The organism is Methyloparacoccus murrellii (assembly GCF_054657115.1).
The window spans coordinates 1-26,206 of sequence record NZ_BAAHXD010000048.1 but is presented as its reverse complement, the minus strand read 5'-3'; the positions used below and the strand labels follow the sequence as shown (position 1 = coordinate 26,206).

At 67.5% G+C, this 26,206-nt stretch carries 26 protein-coding genes and 1 tRNA gene; 20 read left to right on the top strand and 7 right to left on the bottom strand.

Annotated elements, in window-relative coordinates:
• Nucleotides 1-1,107: 1,107 nt before the first annotated feature.
• The gene (locus tag ACYQ1H_RS12840; protein ID WP_460028436.1) at nt 1,108-2,037 is read right to left on the bottom strand and encodes an AEC family transporter; all 930 of its coding nucleotides are present in this window, start codon (nt 2,035-2,037) and stop codon (nt 1,108-1,110) included.
• Between the two features lie 83 nt (nt 2,038-2,120).
• On the opposite strand from ACYQ1H_RS12840, the gene pyrF reads away from it, so the two are divergent.
• The 4 genes from pyrF (at nt 2,121) to radA (ending at nt 6,270) form a co-directional block, all read left to right on the top strand.
• Nucleotides 2,121-2,846, top strand: coding sequence for an orotidine-5'-phosphate decarboxylase (gene pyrF, locus ACYQ1H_RS12835; RefSeq protein WP_460028435.1), 726 nt, complete (start codon nt 2,121-2,123; stop codon nt 2,844-2,846).
• Nucleotides 2,847-2,930: 84 nt separating this feature from the next.
• Nucleotides 2,931-4,145: a PQQ-dependent sugar dehydrogenase gene (locus ACYQ1H_RS12830; RefSeq protein ID WP_460028434.1), complete on the top strand. Its 1,215-nt coding sequence runs from the start codon at nt 2,931-2,933 to the stop codon at nt 4,143-4,145.
• A 2-nt stretch (nt 4,146-4,147) separates the two neighbouring features.
• Complete coding sequence (locus ACYQ1H_RS12825; RefSeq protein ID WP_460028433.1) at nt 4,148-4,894, top strand: class I SAM-dependent methyltransferase; 747 nt, start codon at nt 4,148-4,150, stop codon at nt 4,892-4,894.
• The gene (gene radA, locus ACYQ1H_RS12820; RefSeq protein WP_460028432.1) at nt 4,885-6,270 is read left to right on the top strand and encodes a DNA repair protein RadA; all 1,386 of its coding nucleotides are present in this window, start codon (nt 4,885-4,887) and stop codon (nt 6,268-6,270) included. The genes ACYQ1H_RS12825 and radA overlap by 10 nt, the downstream gene beginning before the upstream one ends.
• Nucleotides 6,271-6,289: 19 nt before the next feature.
• Here radA and ACYQ1H_RS12815 read toward each other — a convergent pair whose 3' ends face one another.
• Nucleotides 6,290-8,179, bottom strand: coding sequence for a potassium transporter Kup (locus ACYQ1H_RS12815; RefSeq protein ID WP_460028431.1), 1,890 nt, complete (start codon nt 8,177-8,179; stop codon nt 6,290-6,292).
• Between the two features lie 210 nt (nt 8,180-8,389).
• Between ACYQ1H_RS12815 and ACYQ1H_RS12810 the strand changes: the two genes are divergently transcribed.
• From ACYQ1H_RS12810 to ACYQ1H_RS12740, 15 genes are all read left to right on the top strand, one after another.
• Complete coding sequence (locus ACYQ1H_RS12810) at nt 8,390-8,812, top strand: hypothetical protein (RefSeq protein ID WP_460028430.1); 423 nt, start codon at nt 8,390-8,392, stop codon at nt 8,810-8,812.
• A 170-nt stretch (nt 8,813-8,982) separates the two neighbouring features.
• Nucleotides 8,983-10,566 (top strand): cytochrome D1 domain-containing protein, encoded by a 1,584-nt coding sequence (locus ACYQ1H_RS12805; RefSeq protein ID WP_460028429.1) that lies wholly within the window; start codon nt 8,983-8,985, stop codon nt 10,564-10,566.
• Nucleotides 10,567-10,642: 76 nt separating this feature from the next.
• Nucleotides 10,643-10,957, top strand: a complete 315-nt coding sequence (locus tag ACYQ1H_RS12800; RefSeq protein ID WP_460028428.1) for a c-type cytochrome — start codon at nt 10,643-10,645, stop codon at nt 10,955-10,957.
• A 5-nt stretch (nt 10,958-10,962) separates the two neighbouring features.
• On the top strand, nt 10,963-11,301 hold the full coding sequence (locus tag ACYQ1H_RS12795; RefSeq protein ID WP_460028427.1) for a c-type cytochrome: 339 nt from the start codon (nt 10,963-10,965) through the stop codon (nt 11,299-11,301).
• A gap of 16 nt (nt 11,302-11,317) precedes the next feature.
• Nucleotides 11,318-12,499 (top strand): cytochrome D1 domain-containing protein, encoded by a 1,182-nt coding sequence (locus tag ACYQ1H_RS12790; RefSeq protein WP_460028426.1) that lies wholly within the window; start codon nt 11,318-11,320, stop codon nt 12,497-12,499.
• A gap of 10 nt (nt 12,500-12,509) precedes the next feature.
• Nucleotides 12,510-12,977: an Lrp/AsnC family transcriptional regulator gene (locus tag ACYQ1H_RS12785; RefSeq protein WP_460028425.1), complete on the top strand. Its 468-nt coding sequence runs from the start codon at nt 12,510-12,512 to the stop codon at nt 12,975-12,977.
• The gene (ahbB, locus tag ACYQ1H_RS12780; protein WP_460028424.1) at nt 12,974-13,492 is read left to right on the top strand and encodes a siroheme decarboxylase subunit beta; all 519 of its coding nucleotides are present in this window, start codon (nt 12,974-12,976) and stop codon (nt 13,490-13,492) included. Before ACYQ1H_RS12785 ends, ahbB (ACYQ1H_RS12780) begins: the two co-directional genes overlap by 4 nt.
• The gene (locus ACYQ1H_RS12775) at nt 13,489-13,932 is read left to right on the top strand and encodes an Lrp/AsnC family transcriptional regulator (protein WP_460028423.1); all 444 of its coding nucleotides are present in this window, start codon (nt 13,489-13,491) and stop codon (nt 13,930-13,932) included. The genes ahbB (ACYQ1H_RS12780) and ACYQ1H_RS12775 overlap by 4 nt, the downstream gene beginning before the upstream one ends.
• Nucleotides 13,929-14,429 (top strand): siroheme decarboxylase subunit beta, encoded by a 501-nt coding sequence (ahbB, locus tag ACYQ1H_RS12770; RefSeq protein WP_460028422.1) that lies wholly within the window; start codon nt 13,929-13,931, stop codon nt 14,427-14,429. Before ACYQ1H_RS12775 ends, ahbB (ACYQ1H_RS12770) begins: the two co-directional genes overlap by 4 nt.
• A 21-nt stretch (nt 14,430-14,450) precedes the next feature.
• Nucleotides 14,451-15,656, top strand: coding sequence for a heme d1 biosynthesis radical SAM protein NirJ (nirJ, locus tag ACYQ1H_RS12765; protein WP_460028421.1), 1,206 nt, complete (start codon nt 14,451-14,453; stop codon nt 15,654-15,656).
• A gap of 4 nt (nt 15,657-15,660) precedes the next feature.
• Nucleotides 15,661-17,082, top strand: coding sequence for a siroheme synthase CysG (cysG, locus tag ACYQ1H_RS12760; RefSeq protein WP_460028420.1), 1,422 nt, complete (start codon nt 15,661-15,663; stop codon nt 17,080-17,082).
• Between the two features lie 91 nt (nt 17,083-17,173).
• Entirely contained in the window at nt 17,174-18,844 is a 1,671-nt protein-coding gene (locus tag ACYQ1H_RS12755; RefSeq protein WP_460028419.1) for an ExeA family protein, read from the top strand.
• Nucleotides 18,845-18,854: 10 nt separating this feature from the next.
• Nucleotides 18,855-19,805 (top strand): general secretion pathway protein GspB, encoded by a 951-nt coding sequence (locus tag ACYQ1H_RS12750; protein WP_460028418.1) that lies wholly within the window; start codon nt 18,855-18,857, stop codon nt 19,803-19,805.
• Complete coding sequence (locus tag ACYQ1H_RS12745) at nt 19,802-20,479, top strand: thermonuclease family protein (RefSeq protein ID WP_460028417.1); 678 nt, start codon at nt 19,802-19,804, stop codon at nt 20,477-20,479. Before ACYQ1H_RS12750 ends, ACYQ1H_RS12745 begins: the two co-directional genes overlap by 4 nt.
• Before the next feature lie 28 nt (nt 20,480-20,507).
• The gene (locus ACYQ1H_RS12740) at nt 20,508-21,296 is read left to right on the top strand and encodes an ABC transporter permease (RefSeq protein ID WP_460028416.1); all 789 of its coding nucleotides are present in this window, start codon (nt 20,508-20,510) and stop codon (nt 21,294-21,296) included.
• Here the strand turns inward: ACYQ1H_RS12740 and ACYQ1H_RS12735 are convergent.
• From ACYQ1H_RS12735 to ACYQ1H_RS12720, 4 genes are all read right to left on the bottom strand, one after another.
• Complete coding sequence (locus ACYQ1H_RS12735) at nt 21,293-22,234, bottom strand: hypothetical protein (protein ID WP_460028415.1); 942 nt, start codon at nt 22,232-22,234, stop codon at nt 21,293-21,295. The two genes, ACYQ1H_RS12740 and ACYQ1H_RS12735, sit on opposite strands and share 4 nt — an antisense overlap.
• Before the next feature lie 13 nt (nt 22,235-22,247).
• Entirely contained in the window at nt 22,248-23,219 is a 972-nt protein-coding gene (locus ACYQ1H_RS12730; protein ID WP_460028414.1) for a 2-hydroxyacid dehydrogenase, read from the bottom strand.
• Between the two features lie 290 nt (nt 23,220-23,509).
• Nucleotides 23,510-24,697 (bottom strand): aminotransferase class V-fold PLP-dependent enzyme, encoded by a 1,188-nt coding sequence (locus ACYQ1H_RS12725; protein WP_460028413.1) that lies wholly within the window; start codon nt 24,695-24,697, stop codon nt 23,510-23,512.
• A 271-nt stretch (nt 24,698-24,968) separates the two neighbouring features.
• On the bottom strand, nt 24,969-25,553 hold the full coding sequence (locus ACYQ1H_RS12720) for a lipocalin family protein (RefSeq protein WP_460028412.1): 585 nt from the start codon (nt 25,551-25,553) through the stop codon (nt 24,969-24,971).
• Between the two features lie 144 nt (nt 25,554-25,697).
• Between ACYQ1H_RS12720 and ACYQ1H_RS12715 the strand changes: the two genes are divergently transcribed.
• Nucleotides 25,698-25,774, top strand: a tRNA-Met gene (locus ACYQ1H_RS12715).
• 39 nt (nt 25,775-25,813) lie between these two features.
• Here the strand turns inward: ACYQ1H_RS12715 and ACYQ1H_RS12710 are convergent.
• A partial coding sequence (locus ACYQ1H_RS12710; protein ID WP_460028411.1) for a transposase occupies nt 25,814-26,206 on the bottom strand: 393 nt, incomplete at its 5' end.

Sequence of the window (26,206 nt, the reverse complement as noted above, 5' to 3'; positions counted from 1 at the left end):
TTTTTAGGGATACGGCGACCACCGAGATCGACACCGCAAGAAAAACACTCTTTCCCTACACGACGCTCTTCCGATCTGTCCAGCAGGGCGCGGGCCAGGCGCAGGGCCGTGGCCGCCGGCCGGGCGGCGGCCCTCAGGCCGAACCGTGCCAGCAGGCCGTGCGTGGCCGGTGCGACCAGGGCGGCGGCCAGCCAGTCCTGATCGCCGCAGCGCGAGGCCAGCAGACCGCCACTGACCGACTCCAGCAGCCACAGGCGCGCTCCGCTGCCGCACAGGAGCAGGCCCACCGATTCGGTCAGGCTGGCCGGTCCCACGCCGTTGCGGACCACCGCATGGCAGGCTTCGCCGATGGCGGCGGATACGGCCGCGATCGTGGCTTCCAGCGGTGCGATGTCCAGATCGCCCGGGAAGGCCAGCTTGACCTGGTTCTCGGCGCCACCGGCGCGGAATCCGAGCCGCGTACCCGGCGGCAGCGGCACGCTGTCCAGGCGTTCCTGCAGGGCTGATTCCCCGAGGCCGACGGTGTGCAGCACCACCCGCTGCAGCGGGGCGAGCAGGTACAGCCCGGGCAGGGCCGGCGCGATGCTGGCCCGGTACATGGCCTTCATCTCGCGCGGTACGCCGGGCATGAAGTGGAACAGGCAATTCCCGCTACTGACCGAGAAGCCCGGTGCCGTGCCCCAGCGGTTGTCCAGTCGCGTGGCGCCCTCGGGCAGCAGGGCCTGCTTGCGGTTGACGGCGGGCATGGTGCGGCCGGTCTGCCGGAACCAGGCTTCGATTTGCGCCAGGGCTTCGGTATCCAGCCGCAGCGGTCGGCCGAAGGCCAGGCTCACGGCCTCGGCGGTGAGATCGTCGCTGGTCGGTCCGAGGCCGCCGGTGCACAGGCAGAGGCTGGCGCGGCCACGGATCTCCCGCAGCAACGCCACCAGCGATTCCAGTCGGTCGCCGACGGCGGTATGGCGGCGGACCTCGAAGCCCAGCCCGGTCAGCTCGCGGGACAGCCAGGCGGCGTTGGTGTCGGCGATATCGCCGCAGACCACTTCCTCGCCCTGGGAAAATATTTCGGCGCTGGGCAGTTGCATGGGCGTCGCTCGGGGTGGGTTGGCGTCAGGCGGGCAGGCTGCCGACCCAGCGGTGCCAGAACGGCAGGGTCAGGGTGGCGGACAGGGCGGTCAGCAGCACCGTCATGGCGTAGAAGCCGCTGTCCAGGCGGTAGCGGTCGCAGTAGACCACGCCGAACAGCATGCACGGCATGCCCGCCTCCAGCACTAGGGCGGTCAGGGTCTCGCCGCGAAAACCGAGCAGCCAGGCCAGTCCCAGGCCGAGCAGTGGCATGACGATCATCTTCGCCACCATCACGGCGAGGCCCAGCGGCAGGTTGGCGCGGCGCCAGGCCTGCCATTGCAGGCTGAGGCCGACGGCGATCAGCATCAGCGGGGCGACGGCGTCGGCCAGGGGCTCCAGAAAGTGCTGGAGGCCGGCGGGCTGGCGGATGCCCGAGAGATTCAGCGCCAGCGCGGCGATCCCGGCCCAGATCGGCGGGTTGACCAGCAGCGGTCGCAGCAGCGATCCCTCGCCCCTGGGCGGGGTACCGTGCTGGCGCGCGATCAGCAGGCCGAAGGTCAGTACCAGCGGCATGCCGGCGAACACGTCCAGATGCACGACGATGGCGCGGGCGCGGGGGCCGTACAGGTGCTCCAGCAGCGGCAGTCCCATGTAGGTGATGTTGGCGAAGGCGATGCCGAGCATGGCGGCGCCCAGCCGATGCCGCTGGATGCGGCCGGCGCGGCCCATGAGCCAGGCGACGCCGGCACCGATGAAGACAATGGCAGCGCCGTACAGTGACAGCTTGACCGAGTCCAGTCCCAGCCGCGCATCCCACAGCACGGTCAGCACCAGCGCCGGCAACAGCAGGTTGAAGACCAGGGTCGTCAGCACATGGCGGGTGGTGCCGGCATCCAGCCCGCCCGGCCGCAGCGTCCGCCAGACGGCCCCGAACAGGATCAGCAGGCCCATCTGCATCAATACCTGAACCATACACACTTCCCTGCCGCAAAAGCCGGTATTCTAGATTGGATTGCCATCCGCCCCGCGACAGGACTGACTCAAGGACGCCCATCATGACCGACCTGCTTTCGACCAAACCCATCCCCGCTCACGAACGCCTGATCATGGCCCTGGACGTGCCCGACATCGAGCAGGCCAAGGCGCTGGTGACCACGCTGGGCGACGCCGTCAGCTTCTACAAGGTCGGTCTGGAGCTGTTCATGTCCGGCGATTACTACGCCCTGATCGACTGGCTGAATGCCCGCGACAAGCGGGTTTTTGCCGATCTCAAGTTTTTCGACGTGCCGGAGACGGTGGCCCGGGCGATCCGTGTGCTGAGCGGCCACGGCGTCGATTTCGCCACCGTGCATGGCAACGATGCCATCATGGCGGCCGCCGCCAGCGCCAAGGGTTCGCTCAAGGTGCTGGCCGTGACGGTGCTAACCAGCCTCGATCAGGGCGACATGCGGGACCTGGGCTTCGACTGCGACGTGCAGCAGCTGGTACTGTCCCGCGCGCGACGGGCGCTGGCCCTCGGCTGCGACGGTGTCATTTCCTCCGGGCTGGAGGTGCCCGCCCTGCGGGCCGAGGTCGACGACCGGCTGCTGGTCGTGTCGCCCGGCATCCGGCCGGTCGAGAACCGCGCCAGCGACGACCAGAAGCGCGTCGTCACCATCGAGCAGGCTTTCCGCAACGGCGCCGACTATATTGTCGTCGGCCGTCCCATTCGCGATGCCGCCGATCCCCACGCCGCCGCGGAAGCCGCCCAGGCGCAGATTCGTGCGGTGTTCGGGCAATGACGGCGCGCTGCGACTGCGTCGGCAACTGATCGACGGCCGGCATGCCGGCCATGACGCCAACCATCCGGGCGAGGAGGCAAGACGATGAAGCACATCAGGCAGATGGGTCACCGGCAGGAGGGCCCGGCGACGGGCGCAGCGGAGCGGCGATCGCCGACGGCACGGCTTGCGTGGCTGCTGGGTGGCTTGCTGACGGGCTGCGCGGGCGAGGGCAACGGACAGTCCATCGACCTGAGCGGTATCCGCTTGCCGCCCGGCTTCCGTATCTCGGTCTATACCGATCGGGTGCCGGGCGCCCGGCAGATGGCCCTGGGCGGCGATGGCACCGTGTATGTGGGCAGCCTCGGCGCGGGCAAGGTATACGCCGTCCGCGACCGGGACGGCAATGGCCAGGCCGAGCAGGTCGACGTCATCGCCAGCGGGCTGAACGCCCCCAATGGCGTGGCCTGGCTGGGGGGTGCGCTGTATGTGGCCGAGGTTTCCCGGATCAGCCGGATAGCGGTCCAGGGGGCCACGCCGGCCGTGCCGCAGGTCGTTTACGACGGCTATCCCGGCGACCGGCATCATGGCTGGAAATATCTGCGCACGGGGCCGGATGGCAAGCTCTATACGGCGGTCGGCGCGCCCTGCAACATCTGCAAGCCGGACAAGGCGGTCTACGCCACCCTGACCCGGCTGGATCCGGATGGCCGCAACTTCGAGATCTATGCCCGGGGGCTGCGCAACAGTGTCGGCTTCGACTGGCATCCGGTGACCCATGAGCTGTGGCTGACCGACAACGGCCGCGATTGGCTGGGCGAGAACCGTCCGCCGGATGAACTGAACCATGCGCCCGGGCCCGGTCTGCATTTCGGTTTCCCGCACTGTTTCGGCAGCGACATCAGCGATCCGGAATTCGGCCGGGAAGCGCCCTGCAGCGCCTTCACCGCGCCGGCCTGGAACTTCCCCGCCCATGTGGCGGCCCTGGGGCTGCGCTTCTACGGCGGCTCGCAGTTTCCCGCCGAGTACCGGCAGCAGCTGTTCGTGGCCCAGCACGGTTCCTGGAACCGCCGCGAGCCGCAGGGCTTCCGCGTGGCCCTGGTGCGCTTCGAGAACGGCCGACCGGTCCGCGAGGACGCCTTCGCCGAGGGCTGGCTAAAACCCGACGGCCAGGTGACCGGCCGTCCGGTCGATGTCCTGGAAATGCCGGACGGCGCCCTGCTGGTGTCGGACGACAAGGCCGGCGCCCTCTACCGCATCAGCCATCAGGCCGCTGCGCCGGCACCGGCACCCTCAGCGCCCACTTCCACGGGGGATTGAGCATGACCTCACAACACCAGGCCGAGCAGCTGTTCCATGGGGTGCTCGCCGATGAATACCATTTCCTCGAGCGCGTGTGCCCGGCCGCGGCGGACATCAGTCGCCGGGTCGGCGAATTTGTTGCCACCTGGAACGGGACGCCGGCGGCGGGCGCCCTGTCCGCGCTGGAGCTCGGTTGCGGCACCGGCATCACCACTGCCTGTCTGCTCGGTGGCCGCCGCGACCTGCGCCTGCTGTCGGTGGACAATGCGCCGGCCATGCTGCGCCAGGCGCGCGCGGCGCATGCAACAGCGCTTGCCGAGGGCCGTCTGGTGCTGCGCGAGGCTGACGCATTGAGCGCGCTGGGCGATTTGCCGGACGACTCGGTCGATTTTGTCGCCAGCGCCTATACCGTCCACAACTTTCTCTCCGGCTATCGCCATCGGGTGCTGACCGAGGTGCTGCGCGTGCTGAAACCGGGCGGGGTGTTCGTCAACGGCGACCGTTACGCCCTGGACGATCCCGCCGCGCACCTGGCCGCCACCCAGGACGAGGTACGGGGCTATTTCCGCGTCTTCCTCGGCGAGATGAACCGGCCGGACCTGCTGGAACAGTGGGTGGTGCACCTGTTCAGCGACGAGTCCGAGGAGCACATCATGCGGCTGACGCCCGCGCTGGCGGAGATGGCCGGGCTGGGCTACGCCGAGATCACTCGGCACTTCCGTGATGGCGTCAACGCCCTGGTCAGCGGGATCAAGCCTTGGCGGTAGCCCGCGGCAAGGACCGCCGGACGGTCTATCGCTGCACCGAGTGCGGCCATGCGCAGAGCAAGTGGGCGGGGCAATGCCCCGGTTGCGGGCTCTGGAACAGCCTGGTCGAGAGCGTCGAGGATCGCGCCCCGCCGGGTGCTAGCCGGTTCAGCGGCTATGCCGGCGCCGCGGGTCAGGCAGATCCGGAGCCGGTGTCGCTGGCGACGGTCGAGGTCGAGGCGATCCAGCGCAATCCCTCCGGCCTGGAAGAGTTCGACCGGGTGCTGGGCGGCGGTCTGGTGCCCGGCTCGGCGGTGCTGATCGGCGGCGACCCGGGTATCGGCAAGTCGACGCTGCTGCTGCAAACGGTGGCGGCCCTGAGCCGCAGCCAGCAGGTGCTCTACCTCACCGGCGAGGAATCCATCAGTCAGGTCAGCCTGCGTGCCCGGCGCCTGGGGTTGCCCTGCGAGACGGTGCAGATTCTGGCCGCGACCGAGCTGGAGCGGATTCTCCGGACGGCCGACAGGCTGCGGCCGGACTACCTGGTGGTCGACTCCATCCAGACCGTCTACAGCGAGCTCCTGCAATCGGCGCCGGGTTCCGTGGCCCAGGTGCGCGAGTGCGCGGCGCAACTGGTGCGCTTCGCCAAGCAGACCGGCACCACCGTGTTCCTGGTGGGACACGTCACCAAGGAGGGTGCCCTGGCGGGGCCCCGGGTGCTGGAGCACATGGTCGACACGGTACTGTACTTCGAGGGCGACAGCGGCAGCCGTTTCCGCGTCATCCGGGCCTTCAAGAACCGCTTTGGCGCGGTCAACGAGCTTGGCGTGTTCGCCATGACGGAAACGGGGCTCAAGGAAGTCAGGAATCCTTCGGCGATCTTCCTCTCGCGCGGCGACGAGGACGCGCCCGGCAGCGTGGTCATGGTGATGCGCGAGGGCAGCCGCCCGCTGCTGGTGGAGGTGCAGGCGCTGGTGGACGAATCGCATCTGCCGACCCCGCGCCGGGTGGCCGTGGGCATGGATGGCAACCGTCTGGCCATGCTGCTGGCCATCCTGCACCGCCATGGCGGGGTGCCGATCCTCAATCAGGATGTGTTCGTCAACCTGGTCGGCGGGCTGCGGCTCAGCGAGACGGCGGGCGACCTGGCGGTGGTGCTGGCCATCGTCTCCAGCTTCCGCGACCGGCCCATCCCGCGCGACTGGGTGGTGTTCGGCGAGCTGGGCCTGAACGGCGAGGTGCGGCCGGTCCAGAGCGGCGAGGAACGGCTGCGAGAGGCCGCCAAGCATGGCTTCCGCCACGCCCTGGCGCCCGCCAGAAACATCCTCAGGGGCCACGATCCCGGGCTCGAGGCGATGCCCGTCAAGACCCTGCGCGAGGCGATCGCCGCGCTCTGAGAGAACGGCGGGCCCGTGCTCAGAGCACCAACTGGCTGCCCAGTTCCACCACGTGTCCGGCCGGGATTTGCAGGTATTTCGCCGCCGAGGAGGCGTTGCGGGCCATGGCGATGAACAGGCGCATGCGCCATAGCGCCATGATCGGCGAGGGTTTGGCGATCAGGGTTTCGCGGCTGAGGAAGAAGTAGGTTTCGGCGGGATCGATGTCGAACTCGCGGCTGCTGGTTTTCAGGGCCTTGGTCAGATTGGGCGTTTCGGCAAAACCGTAGTGCAGGTAGACGCGAAACAGGGCGTCGGCCAGCTTGATGACCTCGCGGCGCCGGTCGGGGGCCACCCGTGGCACCGGCTCGGTGATGACGGTCATGATGACCACGGTCTGGTGCAGCACCCGGTTGTGCTTGAGGTTGTTCAGCAGGGCGAGGGGGATGCCCTGGCGGCTGCTGGAGAGGAAGACGGCGGTACCCGGCACGCGCAGCGGCGGATGTGCCTCCATCTGCGCGAGGAAGTCGGCCACCGGCATGGCTTCCTCCTGCAGGCGCCGCTGGACCAGTTCGCGGCCACGCCGCCAGGTGTCGAGAAAGGTGAAGGCGACCGCGCCCACCAGCAGCGAGAACCAGCCGCCTTCGGGAATCTTGGGGATGTTGGCGGTGAACAGGGCCAGGTCCACGGTCAGGAAGAGCAGGGCGACCAGGGCGCTGACCACCGGGTTCCATTTCCACAGGTTGTAGATCACCACGAAGGCCAGCAGGGTATCGATCGCCATGGTACCGGTGACGGCGATGCCATAGGCAGCCGCCAGCTCCGACGAGGAGCGCATGCCCAGGATCAGCCCGACCACGCCCAGCAGCATGATGCGATTGATAGTGGGAATGTAGATCTGGCCGCGTTCCGCGTCCGAGGTGTGCAGGATGCTCAGCCGCGGCGCGAAGCCGAGCTGGATGGCCTGGGCGGTCAGCGAAAAGGCGCCGGAGATGACCGCCTGCGAAGCGATCACCGTCGCCAGCGTCGCGAGGACGATCATCAGCGACATGGCGTGCGGATTGATGCTGAGGTAGAAGGGGTTGTCGATGGCGCCGGGGTTGCGCATCAACAGCGCGCCCTGGCCGAAGTAGCTCAGCAGCAGGGCGGGCAGGGCGATCAGGAACCAGGCCTTGCGGATCGGCGCCCGGCCGAAGTGGCCCATGTCAGCATAGAGCGCCTCGCCCCCGGTGACCGCCAGCACCACGGCGCCGAGCACCAGTCCGCCGTGCAGGCCGTGCTGGACGAAGAAGCGGTAGGCGTGCACGGGATTGGCGGCCGCCATGGCGGCCGGCGTCTTCAGCAGGCTCTGCATGCCGTAGTAGCCGATGGCGACAAACCACACCAGCATCACCGGGCCGAACAGCCCGCCGACCTTGCCGGTACCCCGGTGCTGGTTGCCGAACAGGGCGACCAGGATGCCGAGCGCGATGGGGATGACGTAGGGTTGCAGCGAGGGTTTGAGGACTTCCAGCCCCTCGACGGCGCTCAGGACCGAGATGGCGGGCGTGATCACCCCGTCGCCGTAGAACAGCGAGGCGCCCGCCAGTCCCACGAGCAGGATGCACGAGCGGCGGCGGACGCTGAGCTCGGCTTTCTGCGCCACCAGGGAGATCAGCGCCATGACGCCGCCTTCGCCCTTGTTGTCGGCGCGCATGATGAACAGCACGTACTTGATCGAGATCACGATCATGATGGCCCAGAACACCAGCGACAGTACGCCGAGCACATTGGCGGTGGTGGCGCTGAGTCCCCCGCCGGCGGCGAAGCATTGCTTCAGCGTATACAGGGGGCTGGTGCCGATATCGCCGAAAACGACGCCCAGGGCCGCCAGGACCAGGCCGCCATGGCCTTTCTGGGACGCGCTGGAATAGCTGATGGGTGCTGACATGTGTCCTCTCGCGGGCGTCGGCGTGGCTTGAGAATTCACCGGGCGCAAGTGCTAGACTTTCCGCCTTGCCGGCGCGTGCCTGCCACAGGCGGTGGTATCCCTGTCGGGCGGGCGAACGATACACGCGGATACTGCCGGGTGACAAGAAATGCCCGGCCCGCGACCGGCCCATCCGCTGTTCCTCCATTCCCGCAACGGAGATCATCCCTCATGCCGTTCCCGCCCGCCCGCCTGCCCTTGCCCGCCGGCCGACTCGCCCTGCTGCTCCCGGCGCTGCTGTTGCCCGGGTGCGCCGCCATGGAGGCCAGCCGCGCCATGGATACCGAGCAGCTGCTCGCCGCCAGCGGCTTCCAGGTCAAACTGGCCGATACGCCGGACAAGCTGGCGCATGTCCAGACCCTGACCCAGCACAAGCTGGTGCCACATGAAAAGGATGGCGACGTCTATTACGTCTACGCCGATGCCACCACCTGCAAGTGTGTCTACTGGGGCAATGCGGAATCCTATCAGCGCTATCAGCAGCTGGCGGTACAGAAGGAAATCGCCGACGAGCAGCGCATGGCCGCGCAGATGAACGAGAACGCCGCGATGAACTGGGGCATGTGGGGACCGGGGCCCTGGTGGGCCTATTGACCGGGGGCGGATTTTCCGCCATGACGCGCTGTCTTGACAGGCATCGGGTGCCTGATTACCCTTCCGCCGGTTTCGACGCGAAACAGAATGGCGTATCGACCACGACCCTTCGAGCAGCCTGTTCCGGCAGGGTTGCGAGAGGGGCAAAATTTACCTGAGGGAACGAGAACATGACGATGAAGAAACTACCGGGCCGCCGCTGGCCGCTGGGTCTTGCGACGGCCGTGGCCGCCATCCTGGCCAACGCGCCGCAGGCGGCGGAAGATCCGCAGATCACGGTGGAGCGCGGCGCCAGGGTTTTCCAGGAGAACTGCGCCAGCTGCCACGGTGCCGACCTGGGCGGCTATCTCGCGCCGGCCCTGAACAAGGAGCGCCTCAAGGGCCGCAGCGCGACCTCGCTTCGCAGCACCATCATGGCCGGTTCCTTCGACACCCTGATGCCCCCCTTCTACGGCAAGCTCTCGGACGAGGATATCCGTTCCGCCGTCAAGTACATTTCCAGCACCGACAAGCTGGACCCGCAGTGGACCATGGACGACATCAAGAAGTCGCTGAAGGTCTATGTCGCCGACGAGTCGACCCTGCCCGACAAACCGGCCTACGCCATCGACAACATGGACGACCTGATCGGTGTCGCCGCCCGTGGCCGTCATGGCCGGGGCGAGGGCTCCAAGGCGGTGTTCATCAACAGCGCCACCAACACCAAGGTTGGCGAGGTGCCGACCGAATCGGCCGCCCACATCATCGAATTCAATCCGGCCAACCCGCGCTGGGCCTATGTGAAGACCGACACCGCGGAAGTCTACAAGGTCGATCTCTATTCCATGAAGATCGTGCGGGCCGTCAAGACCGGCCTGAACGGACCGTCGCTGGGCGTATCCCGTGACGGCAAGTACCTGATGGCCGGTTCCTTCGTGCCGCATTTCGCCGTGCTGCTGAATGCCGATACCCTGGAGCCCCTGAAGTACTTCAAGCTGGAGGGCAAGGACCCGGACGGCAAGTTCGTGACCTCGGACTCCGGCATGATCACCGGCACGCCGTATGCCGATATCTTCGCCATCGCCCTGGAGAACTCCGGCCAGGTCTGGGTGGTCGATCTCGACAAGCCGGATTTCCCCGTCACCCAGATCACCGACGTCGGCCGTCACCTGCATGACGCCTTCCTGTCGCATGGCGGCAAGAACCTGATGATCGCCTCCTACGACGACAGCATCGTTGCCGCCATCGACCTGGAGCAGCGCAAGATCATCAAGAAGCTGCCGGCCGGCTGCGTGCCCCATGTCGGCGGCGGCTCGGTGGTCAAGGTCAACGGCCGTACCCTGGGCTTCGGCACCAACTTCGGCGACTGCGACCACGAGGTCGTCAGCGTCTGGGATCTCGACAAGATGGAGGTCGTGAAGCAGGTACCGGTACTGGGCGGCACCGAGTCGCCGGCCGCCCACCCCAACGCGCCCTATGTGGCGGTGGACATCATCAGCAAGGACCGGCGCGCCCGCACCATCCAGCTGATCGACAAGAACACCCTGGAAGTCGCCAGGACCCTGGACGTGGGCGGGCATGCCTACTTCCCGGAATACAACGCCAGCGGCAAGCTGCTGTACGTGAGCGCCGGCTACACCGGGGATGAGGTCGTGGCCTTCGATTCCCACACCCTGGACAGGGTGGCTTCGTTCACCATGGAGAGCCCGGCCGGCATTTTCTCCCGCGCCCGTGCCCGCTTCATGACCCGCGGCCTCGCCCCCGGCGATCTCTGACCACTTCATCGCGCGCGGGACGGCATGTCCCGCGCGATCGAGCCCCACATCCCGCGACTCCGAGGAAAACCGAATCATGAAAGCACTCTTCACCACTGCCGCCCTGACCCTGGCCGCCGGCTTTGGCACCGCCCAGGCTGCCGATATCGAGGCCGGCAAGGCCAAGGCATCTACCGTCTGCGCCTCCTGCCACGGCATCAACGGCATCGGCGCCACCGATGGCTTCCCCAACCTGGCCGGCCAGAAGACCGCCTACCTGGTCAGCGCGCTCAAGGCTTACCGCGAGGGTTCCCGCAAGGCGCCCATCATGAACAACATGGCGGCCAACCTGGGCGATGCGGACATGGAAAACATCGCCGCCTATTTCGCCAGCCTGAAGCCGACGCCCTGACCACCGTGAGCCTGCGCGCCGGTCTTGCGGGGCTGCTCTGGCTGCTGGCCGGCCGTGCCGGCGCCGGCGCTCCCGACCCGGAGCGCCAGCGCGCCCTGATCGAGCTGCTGCGGCAGGACTGCGGTTCCTGCCATGGCATGACCCTGCAGGGTGGCCTCGGTCCCGCGCTGCTGCCGGACAGCCTGGCCGGCAAGGGTGACAGCCTGCTGGTCCAGACCATCCTGAACGGACGCCCCGGAACCGCCATGCCGCCATGGCGGTCCTTCCTGTCGGAAGCCGAGGCTGCCTGGCTGGTCGCGCAGTTGCGGCAGGGCCCGAAGGCGCCCGGCTCCCCGTCACCCTGATGCCTGTTTCCCTGCCATGCCTGCATTGATGCCCTCCCTGCGCACCCTGGCCCTGCTCGTCCTGGCTTGCAACGCGCCGCTGCAAGCGGCGGAACTCCGCGGTACCGGCGATCTCGGCCTGGTGGTCGAGCGCGCCAGCGGCAGCCTGACCGCTGTCGACACCACCACCCGCCGCGTGCTGGGCCGCATCGAGGGACTCGGCGATCTCTCGCATGCCAGCCTGGTCTACTCGCCGGACGAGCGCTACGCCTTCGTCTTCGGCCGCGACGGCGCGCTGACCAAGGTCGACATCCTGGAGCGGCGCATCGTCAGGCGCGTCGAGCAGGCCCACAACAGCGTCGGTGGCGCCATTTCCCAGGACGGGCGGCTGATCGCCACCTCCAACTATGATCCGGGTGGCGTCCGGGTGTTTTCGGCGGAAACGCTGGAAAAGGTCGCCGACATCAAGGCCGAATATGGCGCCGGGCAGCTGGCCAAGGTGGTCGGCCTGGTCGACGCACCGGGCCAGAAGTTCGTCTTCAGCCTGTTCGAGGCAGGCGAGGTCTGGGTAGCCGACCTGCACGATCCGGCGCATCCGCAGGTCGACAAGTACAAGGCCGGCAAGGAACCCTACGATGCGCTGATTTCGCCCGAGGGTCGCTACTACATCGCCGGCTTGTTCGGCGAGGACGGGCTGGCCCTGCTGGACCTCTGGAATCCCGCCGCCGGCGTCCGCAGGATCGTGCCGGAATACGCCAAGGACGACCCCAAGCTGCCGGTGTTCAAGATGCCGCATCTGGAGGGTCGCGCCCTGATCGGCGATCACTGGTTCCTGCCGGCCGTGGGTCGCCACGAGCTGCTGGTCATCGACCGCCGGGAATGGAAGGTGGTGCGCCGGATTCCGCTCGACGGCCAGCCGGTGTTCGTCATCCCGCGGCCCGACGAGCGGCAGATATGGGTCAACTTCGCGTTGCCGGACAACGACAAGGTCGCGGTCATCGATACCCGCGACCTCAAGGTGGTCAAGCGGCTGACGCCCGGCAAGGCCGTCCTGCACCTGGAGTTCACGCCCAAGGGCGAGGAGGTCTGGCTGTCGGCGCGCGACGACGACCGCGTGATCGTCTACGATACCGAGACCTTCGCCGAGAAGGCTCGCCTGCCGGCCGCCCGGCCCAGCGGTATCTTTTTCACCGCCCGTGCCCACCGGCTGGGTCTCTGAGGCCGCGCCCATGCATCCGCAGCGGCTGCGCCAGCGCCTGCTCAACGACTTCCAGCGCGATTTTCCGCTGACCCCGAGACCCTACGCCGCGCTCGCCGAGCGGCTGGGTGTCAGCGAGGAGGCGGTGCTGGCAAGCCTGCGCGAACTCAAGGCGGCAAGCGTGGTGAGCCGGGTCGGGGCAATCCTGCCGCCCAATACCGTCGGCGTCAGCCTGCTGGCGGCGCTGGCGGTGCCGGAGGAGGCGCTGGAAGCCGTGGCGGCCTGGGTCTCGGCACTGCCCGAGGTGAACCACAATTACCAGCGCGAGCACCGTTACAACCTCTGGTTCGTCGTCACCGCCGCCAACCCCGCGCAGCTGGAAGCGGTCCTGTGCGCCATCGAGCGGCACACGGGGCTGGCGGTGCTGCGTCTGCCGCTGCTGGAGGCGTTCCATATCGACCTCGGGTTTCCGCTCGACCTCGATCAACCCGTCGCATGAAACGCTTCGACTGGCCCGATCGCCGCGATCTGGCCCTGCTGCACGCACTCCAGGCGGGGCTGCCGCTGGTGTCCAGGCCCTATGCCGTCCTGGGCGAGCGGGTCGGCTACTCCGAGGCCGAGGTCATCGCGCGGCTGGCGGACTGGCAGTCCGCGGGGCTGATCAAGCGGCTGGGCATCATCGTGCGGCATCGGCCGCTGGGTTACACCGCCAATGCCATGGTGGTGTTCGACATCCCCGACGAGCGGGTGCGCGATGTGGCCCGCATCCTCTGCCGGTCGCCCTACGTGACCCTCTGCTACCGCCGTCCCCGGCGCGGGACGGACTGGCCCTTCAACCTGTTCTGCATGATCCACGGCAGGGAGCGCCGGGTGGTCGAGGCGCAGATCGAGGAGCTGGTCGGGATCGCCGGCATCGAGACGCTGCCGCGCGCCACCTTGTTCAGCAGCCGCTGCTTCAAGCAGCGCGGTGCACATTACCGGCTGAGCGCCGAGACCTTGCCCGAGCCCGCATGACCCCGACCGAACGCACCATCATCAACGGCCTGCAGGGCGGTTTCCCGGTCTGCGAACGTCCCTTCCTGGCGGCGGCGGAAGCCCTGGGGCTGACCGAGGATGCGCTCATCGAGGGCATCCTCGGCCTGCTGGAAGCCGGCATCCTCAGCCGTTTCGGGCCCATGTACCACGCCGAGCGCCTGGGTGGCGCCCTCAGTCTGGTGGCCATGCGTGTGCCGGCGGCGGATTTCGAGCGCGTGGCGGCGCTGGTCAACGCCCACCCCGAAGTCGCCCACAACTACGCCCGCGAGCACGCCTTCAACCTGTGGTTCGTGCTGGCGACCGATCGGCCCGAACGCAAGGCCGAGGTGCTGGCGGCCATCGCGGCCGAGACGGGGCTGCCGGTTCACGACATGCCCAAGGTCGCCGAATATTTTGTCGGTCTGCGGCTCGAGGTATGAGCATGGGCGAGGAGGCGTTGCCGCTGGACGAGATCGATCGCCGCATCATCCGGGCGACCCAGGCGGGTCTGCCGCTGGTGCCGCGGCCCTATCATGCCATCGCCGAGCAGCTGGGATTGTCGCCGGACGAGGTCATGGCGCGCATCGAGGACCTGCGCGAGTTCGGCGTGATCCGCCGCATCGGCGTGGTGCCCAACCATTATCGGCTGGGCTATACCGCCAACGGCATGACGGTCTGGGATGTCGACGATGCCCGGATCGATGCGCTCGGCCAGAGGGTCGGCGAGCTCGACTACGTCAGCCACTGCTATCATCGGCCCCGGCACCCGCCCGACTGGCCCTACAATCTCTTCGCCATGGTGCATGGCCGGACCCGCGACGAGGTGGCGGCGCACGCCGAGGCGATTGCCGCCATTCTCGGCTCCAGCCAGCGGGCCCGCGCCATCCTGTACAGTACCCGCATCCTCAAGAAGACCGGTCTGCGCATCGGTGAATAACCTCTCATCCAGCAGCACATCATGTTTCGTGTCAGTCAGTTCATCGCGGAACTGCTCAAGCCGCCCGCCGAACCCGTCCCCGCCACCGATGGCCCGCGCCGGCTGCCGGGTCCGGTGGTTATCTGGAATCTCATCCGCCGCTGCAACCTGGCCTGCAAGCACTGCTACACGACCTCCGCCGACGTCGATTTTCCCGGCGAACTGAGTACCGCCGAGGTCTTCGCCGTGATGGACGATCTCAAGGCCTTCGGCGTGCCGGTACTGATCCTGTCGGGCGGTGAACCGCTGTTGCGGCGCGACATCTTCGACATTTCCCGAAGGGCCAAGGACATGGGTTTCTATGTCGGCCTGTCCAGCAACGGCACCCTCATCGACGCCGGCAATATCGATGCCATTGCCGACATCGGCTACGACTATGTCGGCGTCAGCCTGGACGGCATGCGCGAGACGCATGACCGTTTCCGCCGCGGCGAGGGCTCGTTCGACGCCTCGTTGCGCGGCGTCCGCCTGTGCCGCGAGCGGGGCATCAAGGTCGGGCTGCGCTTCACCCTGACCCAGGACAATATCGGCGACTTTGAGCCCATGCTGGGCCTGATGGAGGCCGAGGGCGTGGACAAGTTCTACCTTTCGCACCTGAACTATGGCGGCCGCGGCAACCGCAACCGCAAGGACGACGCGGTGCATGCCATGACCCGCAGGGTGATGGACACCCTGTTCGAAACCTGTCTGCGGCGACTGCGCGAAGGCCGGCCGGCCGAGTTCGTCACCGGCAACAACGACGCCGACGGGGCCTACCTGCTGCACTGGGTTCGCCGCCATTTCCCGGCGCACGAGGCCGTCATCCGGGCCCGGTTGCGCCAGTGGGGCGGCAATGCTTCCGGCATCAACATCGCCAACATCGACAACCTTGGCAATGTGCACCCCGACACCTTCTGGTGGCATTACGGCCTGGGCAACGTGCGCGAGCGGCCTTTCTCCGACATCTGGCGCGATGTGTCCGACCCGCTGATGGCGGGGCTCAAGCAGCGTCCGCGACCGGTGGAGGGACGCTGCGCCGCCTGCGTGCATCTCGATCTCTGCAACGGTAATACCCGGGTGCGTGCGCATCAGGTCACCGGCAATCCCTGGGCCGAGGACCCGGGCTGTTACCTGAGCGACGAGGAAATCGGCCTGCATCCCGCACCGGTGACCCCGGCGTTACCCGCCGCCGAACCCGCCACGGCCTGATCCGATGCAGTACCTGCCGATCTTTCTCCGGCTGGCCGGTCAGCCGTGCCTGGTCGTCGGCGGCGGCGAGATCGCGGCGCGCAAGGTCAATGCCCTCCTGCGGGCCGGGGCCCGGGTGCGCGTGGTGGCCCCGGCGCTGGGCGAGGACGTCCACAGGCTTCTGCTGGCCGGCCGCATCGAGCATCTCGCCAGGCGCTTCGAGCCGTCCGATCTCGACGGCCAGGCGCTGGTCATCTCCGCCACCGACCGGCGCGAGGTCAACGAGGCCGTGGCCGCCGCCGCGCAGGCCCGCAACGTGCCCGTCAACGTCGTCGATTGTCCCGACCTGTGCGGCTTCATCTTCCCGGCCATCGTCGACCGTTCGCCGGTGGTCATCGCCGTTTCCACCGGCGGTGCCTCGCCGGTGCTGGCGCGGCTGGTGCGGGCGCGGCTGGAAATGGCCCTGCCGGCGGCCTATGGCCGGCTGGCACTGCTGGCCGAGCGGTTCCGCCAGCGCGTCAAGGTGGCGCTGCCCGACGCCAGCCGACGCCGGCGCTTTTGGGAGGCGGCTCTGCAGGGGGGACCGGCCGAGCTGATGTTCAATGGCCAGGATGCGGCGGCCGAACGCTGCTTCGAGGGTCTGCTCGCCGCCGAAACGGCGGGGCCGGCATCCGGCGGCCGGGGTTTCGTCTCGCTGGTCGGCGCGGGGCCCGGCGATCCCGATCTCTTGACCCTGCGCGCCCTGCGGTTGTTGCAGGAGGCCGATGTGGTGGTCTATGACCGCCTGGTCTCGGCCGAGGTCATGGGCCTGATCCGCACCGATGCCGAACGGATCAATGCCGGCAAGGCCAGCAGTCGGCACACCCTGCCCCAGGAGGAAATCAACTGCCTGCTGGTGCGGCTGGCGCGCGAGGGCAAGCGCGTGGTGCGCCTCAAGGGCGGCGATCCGTTCATCTTCGGCCGCGGCGGGGAGGAAATCGAGACCCTGCTGGAGCAGGGCATTCCCTTCCAGATCGTGCCGGGCGTAACCGCCGCCACCGGCTGCGCCGCCTATGCCGGCATTCCGCTGACCCATCGCGATCATGCCCAGTCGGTGGCCTTCGTCACCGGCCATTCCCGCGAAGGGCAGGGCAGCTCGGTCGACTGGGCGCGGCTGGTGAACCCGCAGCAGACACTGGTCGTCTACATGGGGCTGCAGGCCTTTCCGGAAATCCGCGACCAACTGATCCGGCACGGCTGTCCTGCTGACACCCTGGCCGCCATCATCGAGCAGGGCACCACCGTCCGCCAGCGCGTGGTGACCGGCACCCTCGTCGATCTCTACGAGCGGGCGACCGCTGCCGGCATCGTCTCGCCCGCCCTCATCATCATCGGCTCGGTGGTTGCCCTGCATCGGCAGCTAGCCTGGTACCACGGCCAGGCGGAGCCGCCGGCACAGCCGGACTAATAACGGGTTGCCGGCCTGCCGTGGCCGCCACGGCAAGGGCTTTGCCTATAAAATGGCGGTTTGCGCAAGCCAGCATCTGCCTTCGCGGAGCATGTACACCCAGCATTTTCGCCTGACCGAACTGCCGTTCTCGATCGCGCCCAACCCCCGCTATCTCTATCTCAGCGCCCAGCACCGGGAGGCCTTGGCGCACCTGCTGTACGGGATCGGCGTGGGCGGCGGCTTCGTCGTCCTGACCGGCGAGGTCGGCACCGGCAAGACCACGCTGTGCCGGGCCTTGCTGGACCAGCTGCCCGAGGATGTCGACATCGCGCTCATCTTCAATCCGCGCCTGAACTCCCGCGAGCTGCTGGCCGGCATCTGCGACGAGCTGAACATCCCCTACCCGGGACCGCGCGCCAGCCTCAAGCAGCTGATCGACGCCCTCAACCAGTATCTGCTGGACGCGCATGCCCGTGGCCGGCGGGTGATCGTGCTCATCGACGAGGCCCAGAACCTGCGTTTCGACGTGCTCGAACAGGTGCGCCTGCTGACCAACCTGGAAACCAACCAGACCAAGCTGTTGCAGATCATCCTGGTCGGCCAGCCGGAGCTGAACCAGGTGCTGGAGCGGCCCAACCTGCGCCAGCTGGCGCAGCGGATCACCGCCCGCTATCACCTGAACCCGCTGTCCCTTGTCGAGACCCGCGACTATATCCGCCACCGCATGACCGTCGCCGGTGGCTCCGAACGCTGCTTCACCCAGGCCGCGGTGCGGGTGATCCACCGGCGCGCGCGGGGGATCCCGCGGCTCGTCAACCTGATGGCCGATCGTGCCCTGCTGGGTGCCTACACGCTCGGCCGGCTCAGGGTGACCGCGGCGGTCGCCAGGCGTGCCGCCCGCGAGCTGATGCCGGCCAGGATGCCCCGTTCCCGGGCACGGCTGGCGGGCCTTCTGGCCCTCCTGGGCCTGAGCCTCGGCCTGGCCCTGTATGTCGGCGCCATTCCCGGCCCGTTTGCCGGCAAACCGGCATCGCTACCGGCCGCGGGGCCGGAGCCGCCGGCCAGCGCCCCGGCGGATCAGGTTGCCGCAGAACCGGCCAGAACCCCGGCGGTCGATGACGGCAATGCTTCGCAGGACAGCCAGCCGGCCGGCAGGCCAGAATCGGCGGACGGATTCGCCGGCTGGATCGCCGCCATCGAACGTGGCCGCAAGCCGGCCTACGACAGCGTGTTCTCGGCCTGGTCGGTGGCACCGGATGCGGCCACCGGCGATCCCTGCGAGGCCGGCAAGGCCAGTGGCCATCAGTGCCAGCCGGTGCAGTTCGCCTGGTTGCAGCTCCGCCAGCTGAATCTGCCGATGGTGCTGGAATTCCAGCTGCCCGGGGGCGGGCGGCGCTATGTAGCGTTGCTGGCGATGGCTGGCGATACCCTGAAACTGACCAGCGGCAGTACCACCGGCAGCTTCCAGGTTGGCGACATCCTGCCGTTGTGGACCGGCAACGCATGGGTGGTGTGGAAACCCGGCACGGCGATCGCCAATCTCGTGAAACCGGGCGAGACAGCGCCGATCGTGTCCTGGGTGCGCCGGCAGCTGGGGGCCACGGCCGCTCCGGGGCCGGACAACGTCTACGATGATGCGCTCAAGCCGCGCGTCGTCGAGTTCCAGAAATCCCGGGGACTGCGCGCGGATGGCCTCCTGGGCATGCAGACCCTGCTGAACCTGCAGACGGCCCGGCAGGATCCGGCCGTGCCACTGCTGGTGTCGCCGACGCCCAGATAGAGACGCCGACATGTCCTACATTCTGGATGCCTTACGCAAATCCGAACGCGAACGCCGGGCCGGCCAGGTGCCGGGATTGCCCAGCGTGGTGACCGAGACACCGGTCCGCCAGTCCCGCTGGCTTTATCTCCTGATCGGCCTGCTGCTGTCGCTGAACCTCGGCGGGTTGGCGCTCTGGTGGGTCCAGCGTGGCGCCGAGGAACAGCCGAAGCCGGCGGCAACGGCCGGCGGACCCGTGTCCGCGCCGGTAACGACCGGGGTCGAGACGCCGGCGGCAAGCGCCGACCGGAACCTGAATCCACCCATCGTCAACCCGGGTCAGCCGGTATCGACCGCGGCTGCCACTCTGCCGGCGACCAGCGATCCGGCCGCGCCATCCACGACGGCCGCCGCTGCGCCGACGCTCGCGCCGGCCACCGCGGTCGCGCCACCGGCACCAAGCCCGGCACCCCAGGCACCGACGGGTACGCCCTTCAGCCCGCCGGTTGCCGTGGCGCCATCCCCGGCGCCGGCCGCCGCCCCACCGCCCCGGCAGAATCTTCGTGGAAGCCGTATGCCGGCCATCGCCGAGCCTGCCCTGGCGCCGCCGCGGCTGCCGCGCAGCCGGGCGCTTGACGAGGGTTTCGAGGAAATCGACCGCGAGCTGGAGCGGGAGGGTGAGAATCTGGCCGATGCCCGCGATGTTGCCGCCGACGTCGAGGCACCCCGGGCGCGACCCGGCGTCCAGCCGGGTACGCCCGACTATCGCGAGCTGCCGCCGGAATTACAGGCACGCATTCCGCCCTTCAGGATCACCATGTTCGCCTACTCGAAAAATCCGGCGGAGCGTTTCGTGATCATCGACATGAAGAAGTATCGCACCGGCGACCGCCTGCCCGGCGGCATCCTCCTGCTGGCCATTCAGGCCGAGAATCTGCTGCTGGAGCTGGACGGCCAGAAGTTCCTGGTACCCCGCTTTTGAAGCGCTGGCGCAGGCTTGGGCGGGCCACCCTCTGGACGGTCGGACTGCTGCTGGCCGGCTGTTCGGGAGACCCGGCGGCGGCGGGTTGGACCGGTCGCGTGGTGGCCATCCACGATGGCGATACGCTCTCGGTGCTGCGCCAAGGGTGGGCGGTCAAGCTGCGCTTGCAGGCCATCGATGCGCCGGAGTTGGGCCAGCCCTATGGGCGCCAGTCCCGCCAAGGGTTGTCGGATCTCTGCTATGGCCGTCAGGCCCGGGTGGACCCGGTGGGCGAGGACAAGTACGGCCGCACCCTGGCCAATGTCCGCTGCGGCGGGCTGGAGGCCAACGCCGAACAGTTGCGGCAGGGACTGGCCTGGCATTATGTGCTCTACAACCAGGACCCTGACCTGGGCCGGCTGGAGGCCGAGGCGCGTCGGCGGCGGACCGGCCTGTGGTCGCAGAGCCGGCCGGAGCCGCCCTGGGCCTACCGGCATGCGGGCGACAGGCCGGCGTCCCCGGCCCGTCCCCGGATGGCCGACCGCCCCCGCCAGGCCGGCAGCTGCGGCGACAAGCATCGCTGCGAAGACATGGACAGCTGCAGCGAGGCACGTTATTACCTGCGCCGCTGCGGTGTGCGCGCCCTGGATGGCGACGGCGATGGCGTGCCCTGCGAGGCCCTGTGCCAGCCCTGATTCCCTGCACCCTTCACGCGACCCCGTCATGAGCGAACGGCTGTTTCAACCCCAATATCTGGTTGCACTGCGTACCATTCTCGGCAAGGAGATCTACCGTTTCATGCGCATCTGGCCGCAGACGGTGCTGCCGGCGGCGGTGACCACCTCCCTCTACTTCCTGATCTTCGGTACCCTGATCGGTCGCCGTATCGGGCCGATGGACGGCATCTCCTACATGGATTACATCGTCCCCGGCGTCGCGCTGATGTCGGTGATCACCAATGCCTACAGCAATGTGGTTTCCTCGTTCTATTCGAGCAAGTTCCAGCGCAACATCGAGGAGCTGATCAGCGCGCCGGTACCGAATACGGTGATACTGGCGGGCTATGTCGGCGGCGGGGTGGTGCGGGGCCTGGTGGTGGGGCTGCTGGTCACGGCGATCGGCATGCTGTTCGCCAGCGGCCTGAGCTTCCTCCATCCCTGGGTGATCCTGGCCGTATTCCTGCTGACGGCGACGCTGTTCGCGCTGGCGGGGTTCATCAACGCCGTTTATGCCAACAGCTTCGACGACATTTCCATCGTGCCCAACTTCGTCCTGACGCCGCTGGTGTATCTGGGCGGGGTGTTCTATTCCATCAATCTGCTGCCGGATTTCTGGCAGAAGGTATCGCTTGGCAACCCCATCCTCTACATGGTCAATGCATTCCGCTACGGCTTCCTCGGCATCTCCGACATTCCCGTCCTGCCGGCGCTGGGCGTGGTGTTGCTGGGCGTGGTCGGGCTGGCGGTCTGGGCGCTCTGGCTGCTCTGGCGCGGTACCGGGCTGAAGACCTAGACCACCCCCGGGCGCTGCCGGTCCAGCGTCAAGGTCAGTTCGGCGCGGCCCGGCAGCTCGGCGAGATTGCGGCGGGTAAGCCGCTCGTAGTGCATGATGAAGCGGCGTATGGCGTCGTCGTCCATGATCCGGTGGCCGCCGCGCGCCGCCTCGGCCAGCTTCCGCTCCTGCAGGCTGCGCCAGGCGAAGACGCTGTCCATGTCCGGTACCTTGAGAAAGATCAGGGCATCCAGCTGCGCGAAAAGCGGGGCGTAGGTGGTGGCGAGTTCCTCGTTGACGCGGCGGCGCCAGATGCCTTCCGGGTCTTCCTCGCGCTCCAGGCGATTGATGGGCTCGCGCAGGGCGGCATCCGGCTCGGGTGAGCTGCCGACGCACCAGCCTTCGAAGAGGATCAGGTCGGGTCTGCCCACGAAAACCGGCCATTCCTCGGGCGGCGCGCGATCGTCCCGGGCCTTGTCGAAACGGGGCAGGGCGGTTCGGCTGGTCATCGTCGCCGACCGGAGGCGCGCCAGGGTGTCCAGTGCCAGCGGGACGTCATGGGTACCGGGTACGCCGCGGGTCAGGAACAGGGGATGGACTTCCCGGGCCAGGTCTTCGCGTTCGGCCCGCGTCCGGTAGACGTCGTCGATCGAGAGACACGCAACCCGCAGGCCATGCAGTTCGCCCAGCAAGCGTTCCAGAAACCGGCACAGGGTGGATTTGCCGGAACCCTGGGCGCCGTTGACGCCAAGCACGGTGGGTCTGCCGGCATCCGCCGGACGCCTGGCAACCCAGGCGGCCAGCGGCAGATAGGCGGCAGCCAGCGCCGGGGCTTCCTCCAGGGGGAGCCGCTGCTCCTGCATCAGCGCCAGGAAGGCTGCCTGGATGCGCTGCCACTGGCACGCGAACTCGCCTGGCGGCAATCCGTCCTCGGCCCAGGGCTGGCCCGCTGGTGGCACTGGCGTCGCCGGCTCAGGCCACCCGGTTGGGTGGCAATTCGCCGCGGAAGTAGGCTTCGAGGTTGTCGATCACCTTCATGCCCATGGCGATGCGGGTCTCCGTGGTGGCGCTGCCGAGGTGTGGCAGCAGCACGGCGTTGTCGAGTTCGAGGAAGCCGGGATCCAGGTTCGGCTCGCCCTCGTAGACGTCCAGCCCGGCGGCGGCGATCCGGCGCTCGCGCAGCGCGAGGATCAACGCTTGATTGTCGATCACATCGCCGCGGGCGGTGTTGACCAGGATGGCGGTCGGTTTCATCAGCGCCAGGTGCTCGGCGTCGATCAGGTGGTAATTGGCCGCGCTGCCGGGGCAATGCAGGGCCACGACATCGGCCTCCCGCAGGACCGCCTCGACGGAATCCAGCTGCCGGGCCTGAAACCGCTCCAGCAGTTCGGGTGCCACCGGCCGTGGTGTATACAGGACGATCGGCATGCCGAAACCGAAATGGGCCTTGCTCGCCATGGCCTGGGCGATGCGGCCGAAGCCGATCAATCCCAGCGTCTTGCCGGTCACCTGCGTCCCGAGCAACTGGGTCGGGTGCCAGCCGGTCCATTGCCCGGCGCGCAGCAGGCGCTCGCCCTCGCTGGCTCGGCGCGCGGCCATCAGCATCAGCATCATGGCGATGTCGGCCGTGCTCTCGGTCAGGACGTCCGGCGTATTGGTGACGACGATGCCGCCCGCCCGGGCAGCCTCGATGTCGATGTGGTTGAAGCCGACGCCGAAATTGCCGAGGATGCGGCAGCGCAGCGGCGCCGTGGCAAATACCTCGGCCGGCAACTTGTCGGACACCGTTGGCAGCACCGCGTCGTAATCGCGCAGGGCGGCCTGGAGTTCCGCCAGCGTCAGCGGGTGGTTGTCGAGATTCAGGGTGACGTCGAACTGCCCGCGCAGGCGATCCTCGCAGGGCTCCGGCCAGCGACGGGTGACAAGTATTTTGGGTGGGTTCATGAGTGATCGCCGGGAAGTTTTTCTTCTATATCCACCCGGAAGGGCCAGGGTCAGGCGGTTTGCCGGTCGGTGGTGTGCCAACACCGTCCGACGGCAAACGGCGAGGTGTCCCGAAAGCCCGTGGCGTTATCCAAGCGCGCCCCGTTCAGCGACCTTGTTGTTGCTGAACGGGGGACGGGGACGGCTGGGGCGCCGAAGAAGTCAATGACCGTCCCGTAAAAGGCGTTCACGCGGCGTCGCGAACGCCGTTAGAAGCCGCATTTTCGCGGGACATGATCTATCAACTGCGGTTATGCCCTGGCCGCCAGCGGCGCGGCGGTCTGCCGCCAGTATTCGGACGCGGCGGCGATGCCGCTGCCGGGGGTGACCTGGATGCCGGCATCGAGCATGGCCATTTCCGAACCAACGATGGCGCTGGCGAGCATCAGTTCGTTGAGGTCGCCGAGGTGGCCGATGCGGAAGACCTTGCCAAGCACTTCCGACAGGCCGGCGCCCAGCGACAGGTTGTAGCGGTGGTAGGCGTAGTGCATGACGTCGCGGGCGTCGAAGCCTTCCGGCACGACGATGGCGGTGACGCTGTTGGAGTACCACTTCGGGTCCCTGGCGCACATCCTGAGGCCCCAGGCGCCGACCGCACGGCGCACGCCTTCGGCTAGACGGGCGTGGCGGGCGTAGACGTTGTCCATGCCTTCTTCCAGCAGCAGTTCGACCGCCTTCTTCAGGCCGTAGAGCATGGGTACAGCCGGGGTGTAGGGAAAGTAGCCGCCGGGGTTGTGGACCATGTGGTCGTGGATGTCGAGGAAGGCGCGCGGGCATTTGGCATGTTCGCGGGCGGCCAGGGCCTTCTGGCTGAAGGCCAGCAGGGCGAGGCCGGCGGGCAGCATGAAGCCTTTCTGGGTACCGGCCAGGCCGACGTCGATGCCCCAGTCGTCGTGGCGGTATTCCAGCGAGCCGATGGCGCTGACGCCGTCGACGAAGAACAGCGCCGGGTGATTGGTGCTGTCTAGCGCCTTGCGCACGCCGGGCAGGTCGCTGGTGACGCCGGTGGCGGTCTCGTTGTGGCAGATCAGCAGCGCCTTGATCTCGTGATTCTTGTCTTCCTTCAGTCGCGCTTCCAGGTGATCCAGCGGCACGCCCTCGCCCCAGGGGACTTCGTGGAATTCGACGTCCATCTGCAGCCGCTTGGCGAGGTCGATCCACAGGTGGGTGAACTGGCCGAAGCGGTAGGCCAGGACCTTGTCGCCGGGCGACAGGGTGTTGGTGATGGCGATTTCCCAGCCGGCGGTACCGGTGGCGGGAAAGACGAAGCACTGGCCTTTCTCGGTCCTGAAAACTTTCTTGAGGTCTTCCAGCAGTGGCTTGACCAGCTTGGGGAAGTTGGGCGAACGATGGTCCTCGGAGGGCACATGCATCGCGCTGAGAACGGCATCGGGGATATTGGTGGGACCTGGGATGTAAAGATGATTGCGGCCAGCCATGGGTGTCCTGGATTCAGTCGGTGGATGGAAAGTTGGGCAGCAGGTGGAACCGTGCGTGTGCCGATCGGCTCCCGGCAAGGCGCGGAAAGCCCGGGCTCATGGTTCGGGTGGCAGGGACTTGTGTTTCGCGGCCACCCCTGCGGGGGTTCGGCACGGCCATTTTCGCCACGCCGAAAGGAACCGGCATGATGCCATAGGGCCGGTTTTCGCTTCAAGGACAAGGGTTCTCCGGCAATGGGTGTTTGCCTGGCCGGTTCCGGCTGGTCGGATTTCAGCTGTCGTCGCGCGTCTGGCTGGGCCAGATCAGTAGCCCGGTATCGATGCCAAGGCGACGGGCATTCTCCAGCAGGTCCTGCCTGAGCGGCTCCGGCAGTTGCTTGTCACGCGCCAGAATCCAGAAGTAGTCGCGGTCCGGCCCCATGACCAGCGCCCAGTCATAGCCCTTCTGGTCCAGGGCGACGACGTGATAACCGCCGTAAAAGGGCCCGAAGAAGCTGACCTTGAGCGAGCCCTTGCGCGGGTCGCCGAGGAACCTGGCATGCCCCACGGCCTGCTGCCAGGTTTTTGCCTTGGGATCGTAGCCCCGGTTGGTGACTTCCAGGCTGCCATCCGGCAGCAGCCGGTAGGTCGCATTGATGTCGGTCAGGCCCCGCTCGGAACCGTGATCCAGTCGCGCGATTTCGTACCATTTGCCGGTATAGCGCTGGGCATCGAAGGAGGAAACCGCCGTGACGCCTGCGGGCGGACCGTATGCGCACCCGGCTGTCAGCGTTGCGACCAGCAGCCAGCACAGGCCAAGGCGGAGGCCGGGCCAGATTGGCCGTCGGGATTGGGGTCGGCAGGACAGGTGACGCATAGGGAACTCCCGGCAAGGTGGCGGTAGAAGGGACGGTAGCTTAACCGACCCTCACGCTGCCAGTCCTGCGTCCCGCTTCGCCCAACCCGACCCTGTGGAAGGTTGACAGTCCGGGTTGGCCTTTTTATCATTCCGTTTCTTTCTGGCAACGTAGCTCAGTTGGTTAGAGCACCGCATTCATAATGCGGGTGTCCCCGGTTCAAGTCCGGGCGTTGCTACCATATATATCAACGACTCAGGCCCTTCGGGGCCTTTTTCGTTTATGGCGCTTGAACGGTATTTGAACCCTCAGAGCCTGTTCGCGATCTTCTGATGAGCAGGACGAGAAACGCCAAGTGGATGAACTGCAAACTGGTGTTGAGCTTGCGTTCGCAGTTCTTCCACAATCGGCGACACTTCTCCAGCCAGCCAAAGCTACGCTCTACCACCCAGCGCGGCGGCAACACAGCAAACGTGTGCAATTCATCGCGTTTAACCACTTGCACGGTGGCGCCGAGCTTCTCCTTAACTGCCTCGGCAAACGGCCGTCTCGTATAGCCGCCATCGACCAGCACGCTCTCGACCCGTGTTAGGTTCGCCGCACACCGGTCCATCGCCTGCAGGGCGCCCTGGCGATCGGTCACCTCCGCCGTCGTCACCGCGATGGCATGCGG

Excerpts from the sequence above, each read along its gene's own strand:
- ACYQ1H_RS12840 (WP_460028436.1), bottom strand. The coding sequence starts at position 2,037 with ATGGTTCAGGTATTGATGCAGATGGGCCTGCTGATCCTGTTCGGGGCC.
- pyrF (WP_460028435.1), top strand. The coding sequence starts at position 2,121 with ATGACCGACCTGCTTTCGACCAAACCCATCCCCGCTCACGAACGCCTG.
- ahbB (WP_460028422.1), top strand. The coding sequence starts at position 13,929 with ATGAGCATGGGCGAGGAGGCGTTGCCGCTGGACGAGATCGATCGCCGC.
- ACYQ1H_RS12805 (WP_460028429.1), top strand. The coding sequence starts at position 8,983 with ATGACGATGAAGAAACTACCGGGCCGCCGCTGGCCGCTGGGTCTTGCG.
- cysG (WP_460028420.1), top strand. The coding sequence starts at position 15,661 with ATGCAGTACCTGCCGATCTTTCTCCGGCTGGCCGGTCAGCCGTGCCTG.
- ACYQ1H_RS12790 (WP_460028426.1), top strand. The coding sequence starts at position 11,318 with ATGCCTGCATTGATGCCCTCCCTGCGCACCCTGGCCCTGCTCGTCCTG.
- ACYQ1H_RS12725 (WP_460028413.1), bottom strand. The coding sequence starts at position 24,697 with ATGGCTGGCCGCAATCATCTTTACATCCCAGGTCCCACCAATATCCCC.
- ACYQ1H_RS12830 (WP_460028434.1), top strand. The coding sequence starts at position 2,931 with ATGAAGCACATCAGGCAGATGGGTCACCGGCAGGAGGGCCCGGCGACG.
- ACYQ1H_RS12785 (WP_460028425.1), top strand. The coding sequence starts at position 12,510 with ATGCATCCGCAGCGGCTGCGCCAGCGCCTGCTCAACGACTTCCAGCGC.
- ACYQ1H_RS12730 (WP_460028414.1), bottom strand. The coding sequence starts at position 23,219 with ATGAACCCACCCAAAATACTTGTCACCCGTCGCTGGCCGGAGCCCTGC.
- nirJ (WP_460028421.1), top strand. The coding sequence starts at position 14,451 with ATGTTTCGTGTCAGTCAGTTCATCGCGGAACTGCTCAAGCCGCCCGCC.
- ACYQ1H_RS12800 (WP_460028428.1), top strand. The coding sequence starts at position 10,643 with ATGAAAGCACTCTTCACCACTGCCGCCCTGACCCTGGCCGCCGGCTTT.
- ACYQ1H_RS12815 (WP_460028431.1), bottom strand. The coding sequence starts at position 8,179 with ATGTCAGCACCCATCAGCTATTCCAGCGCGTCCCAGAAAGGCCATGGC.
- ACYQ1H_RS12775 (WP_460028423.1), top strand. The coding sequence starts at position 13,489 with ATGACCCCGACCGAACGCACCATCATCAACGGCCTGCAGGGCGGTTTC.
- ACYQ1H_RS12750 (WP_460028418.1), top strand. The coding sequence starts at position 18,855 with ATGTCCTACATTCTGGATGCCTTACGCAAATCCGAACGCGAACGCCGG.
- ACYQ1H_RS12825 (WP_460028433.1), top strand. The coding sequence starts at position 4,148 with ATGACCTCACAACACCAGGCCGAGCAGCTGTTCCATGGGGTGCTCGCC.
- ACYQ1H_RS12740 (WP_460028416.1), top strand. The coding sequence starts at position 20,508 with ATGAGCGAACGGCTGTTTCAACCCCAATATCTGGTTGCACTGCGTACC.
- ACYQ1H_RS12755 (WP_460028419.1), top strand. The coding sequence starts at position 17,174 with ATGTACACCCAGCATTTTCGCCTGACCGAACTGCCGTTCTCGATCGCG.
- ACYQ1H_RS12720 (WP_460028412.1), bottom strand. The coding sequence starts at position 25,553 with ATGCGTCACCTGTCCTGCCGACCCCAATCCCGACGGCCAATCTGGCCC.
- ACYQ1H_RS12810 (WP_460028430.1), top strand. The coding sequence starts at position 8,390 with ATGCCGTTCCCGCCCGCCCGCCTGCCCTTGCCCGCCGGCCGACTCGCC.
- ahbB (WP_460028424.1), top strand. The coding sequence starts at position 12,974 with ATGAAACGCTTCGACTGGCCCGATCGCCGCGATCTGGCCCTGCTGCAC.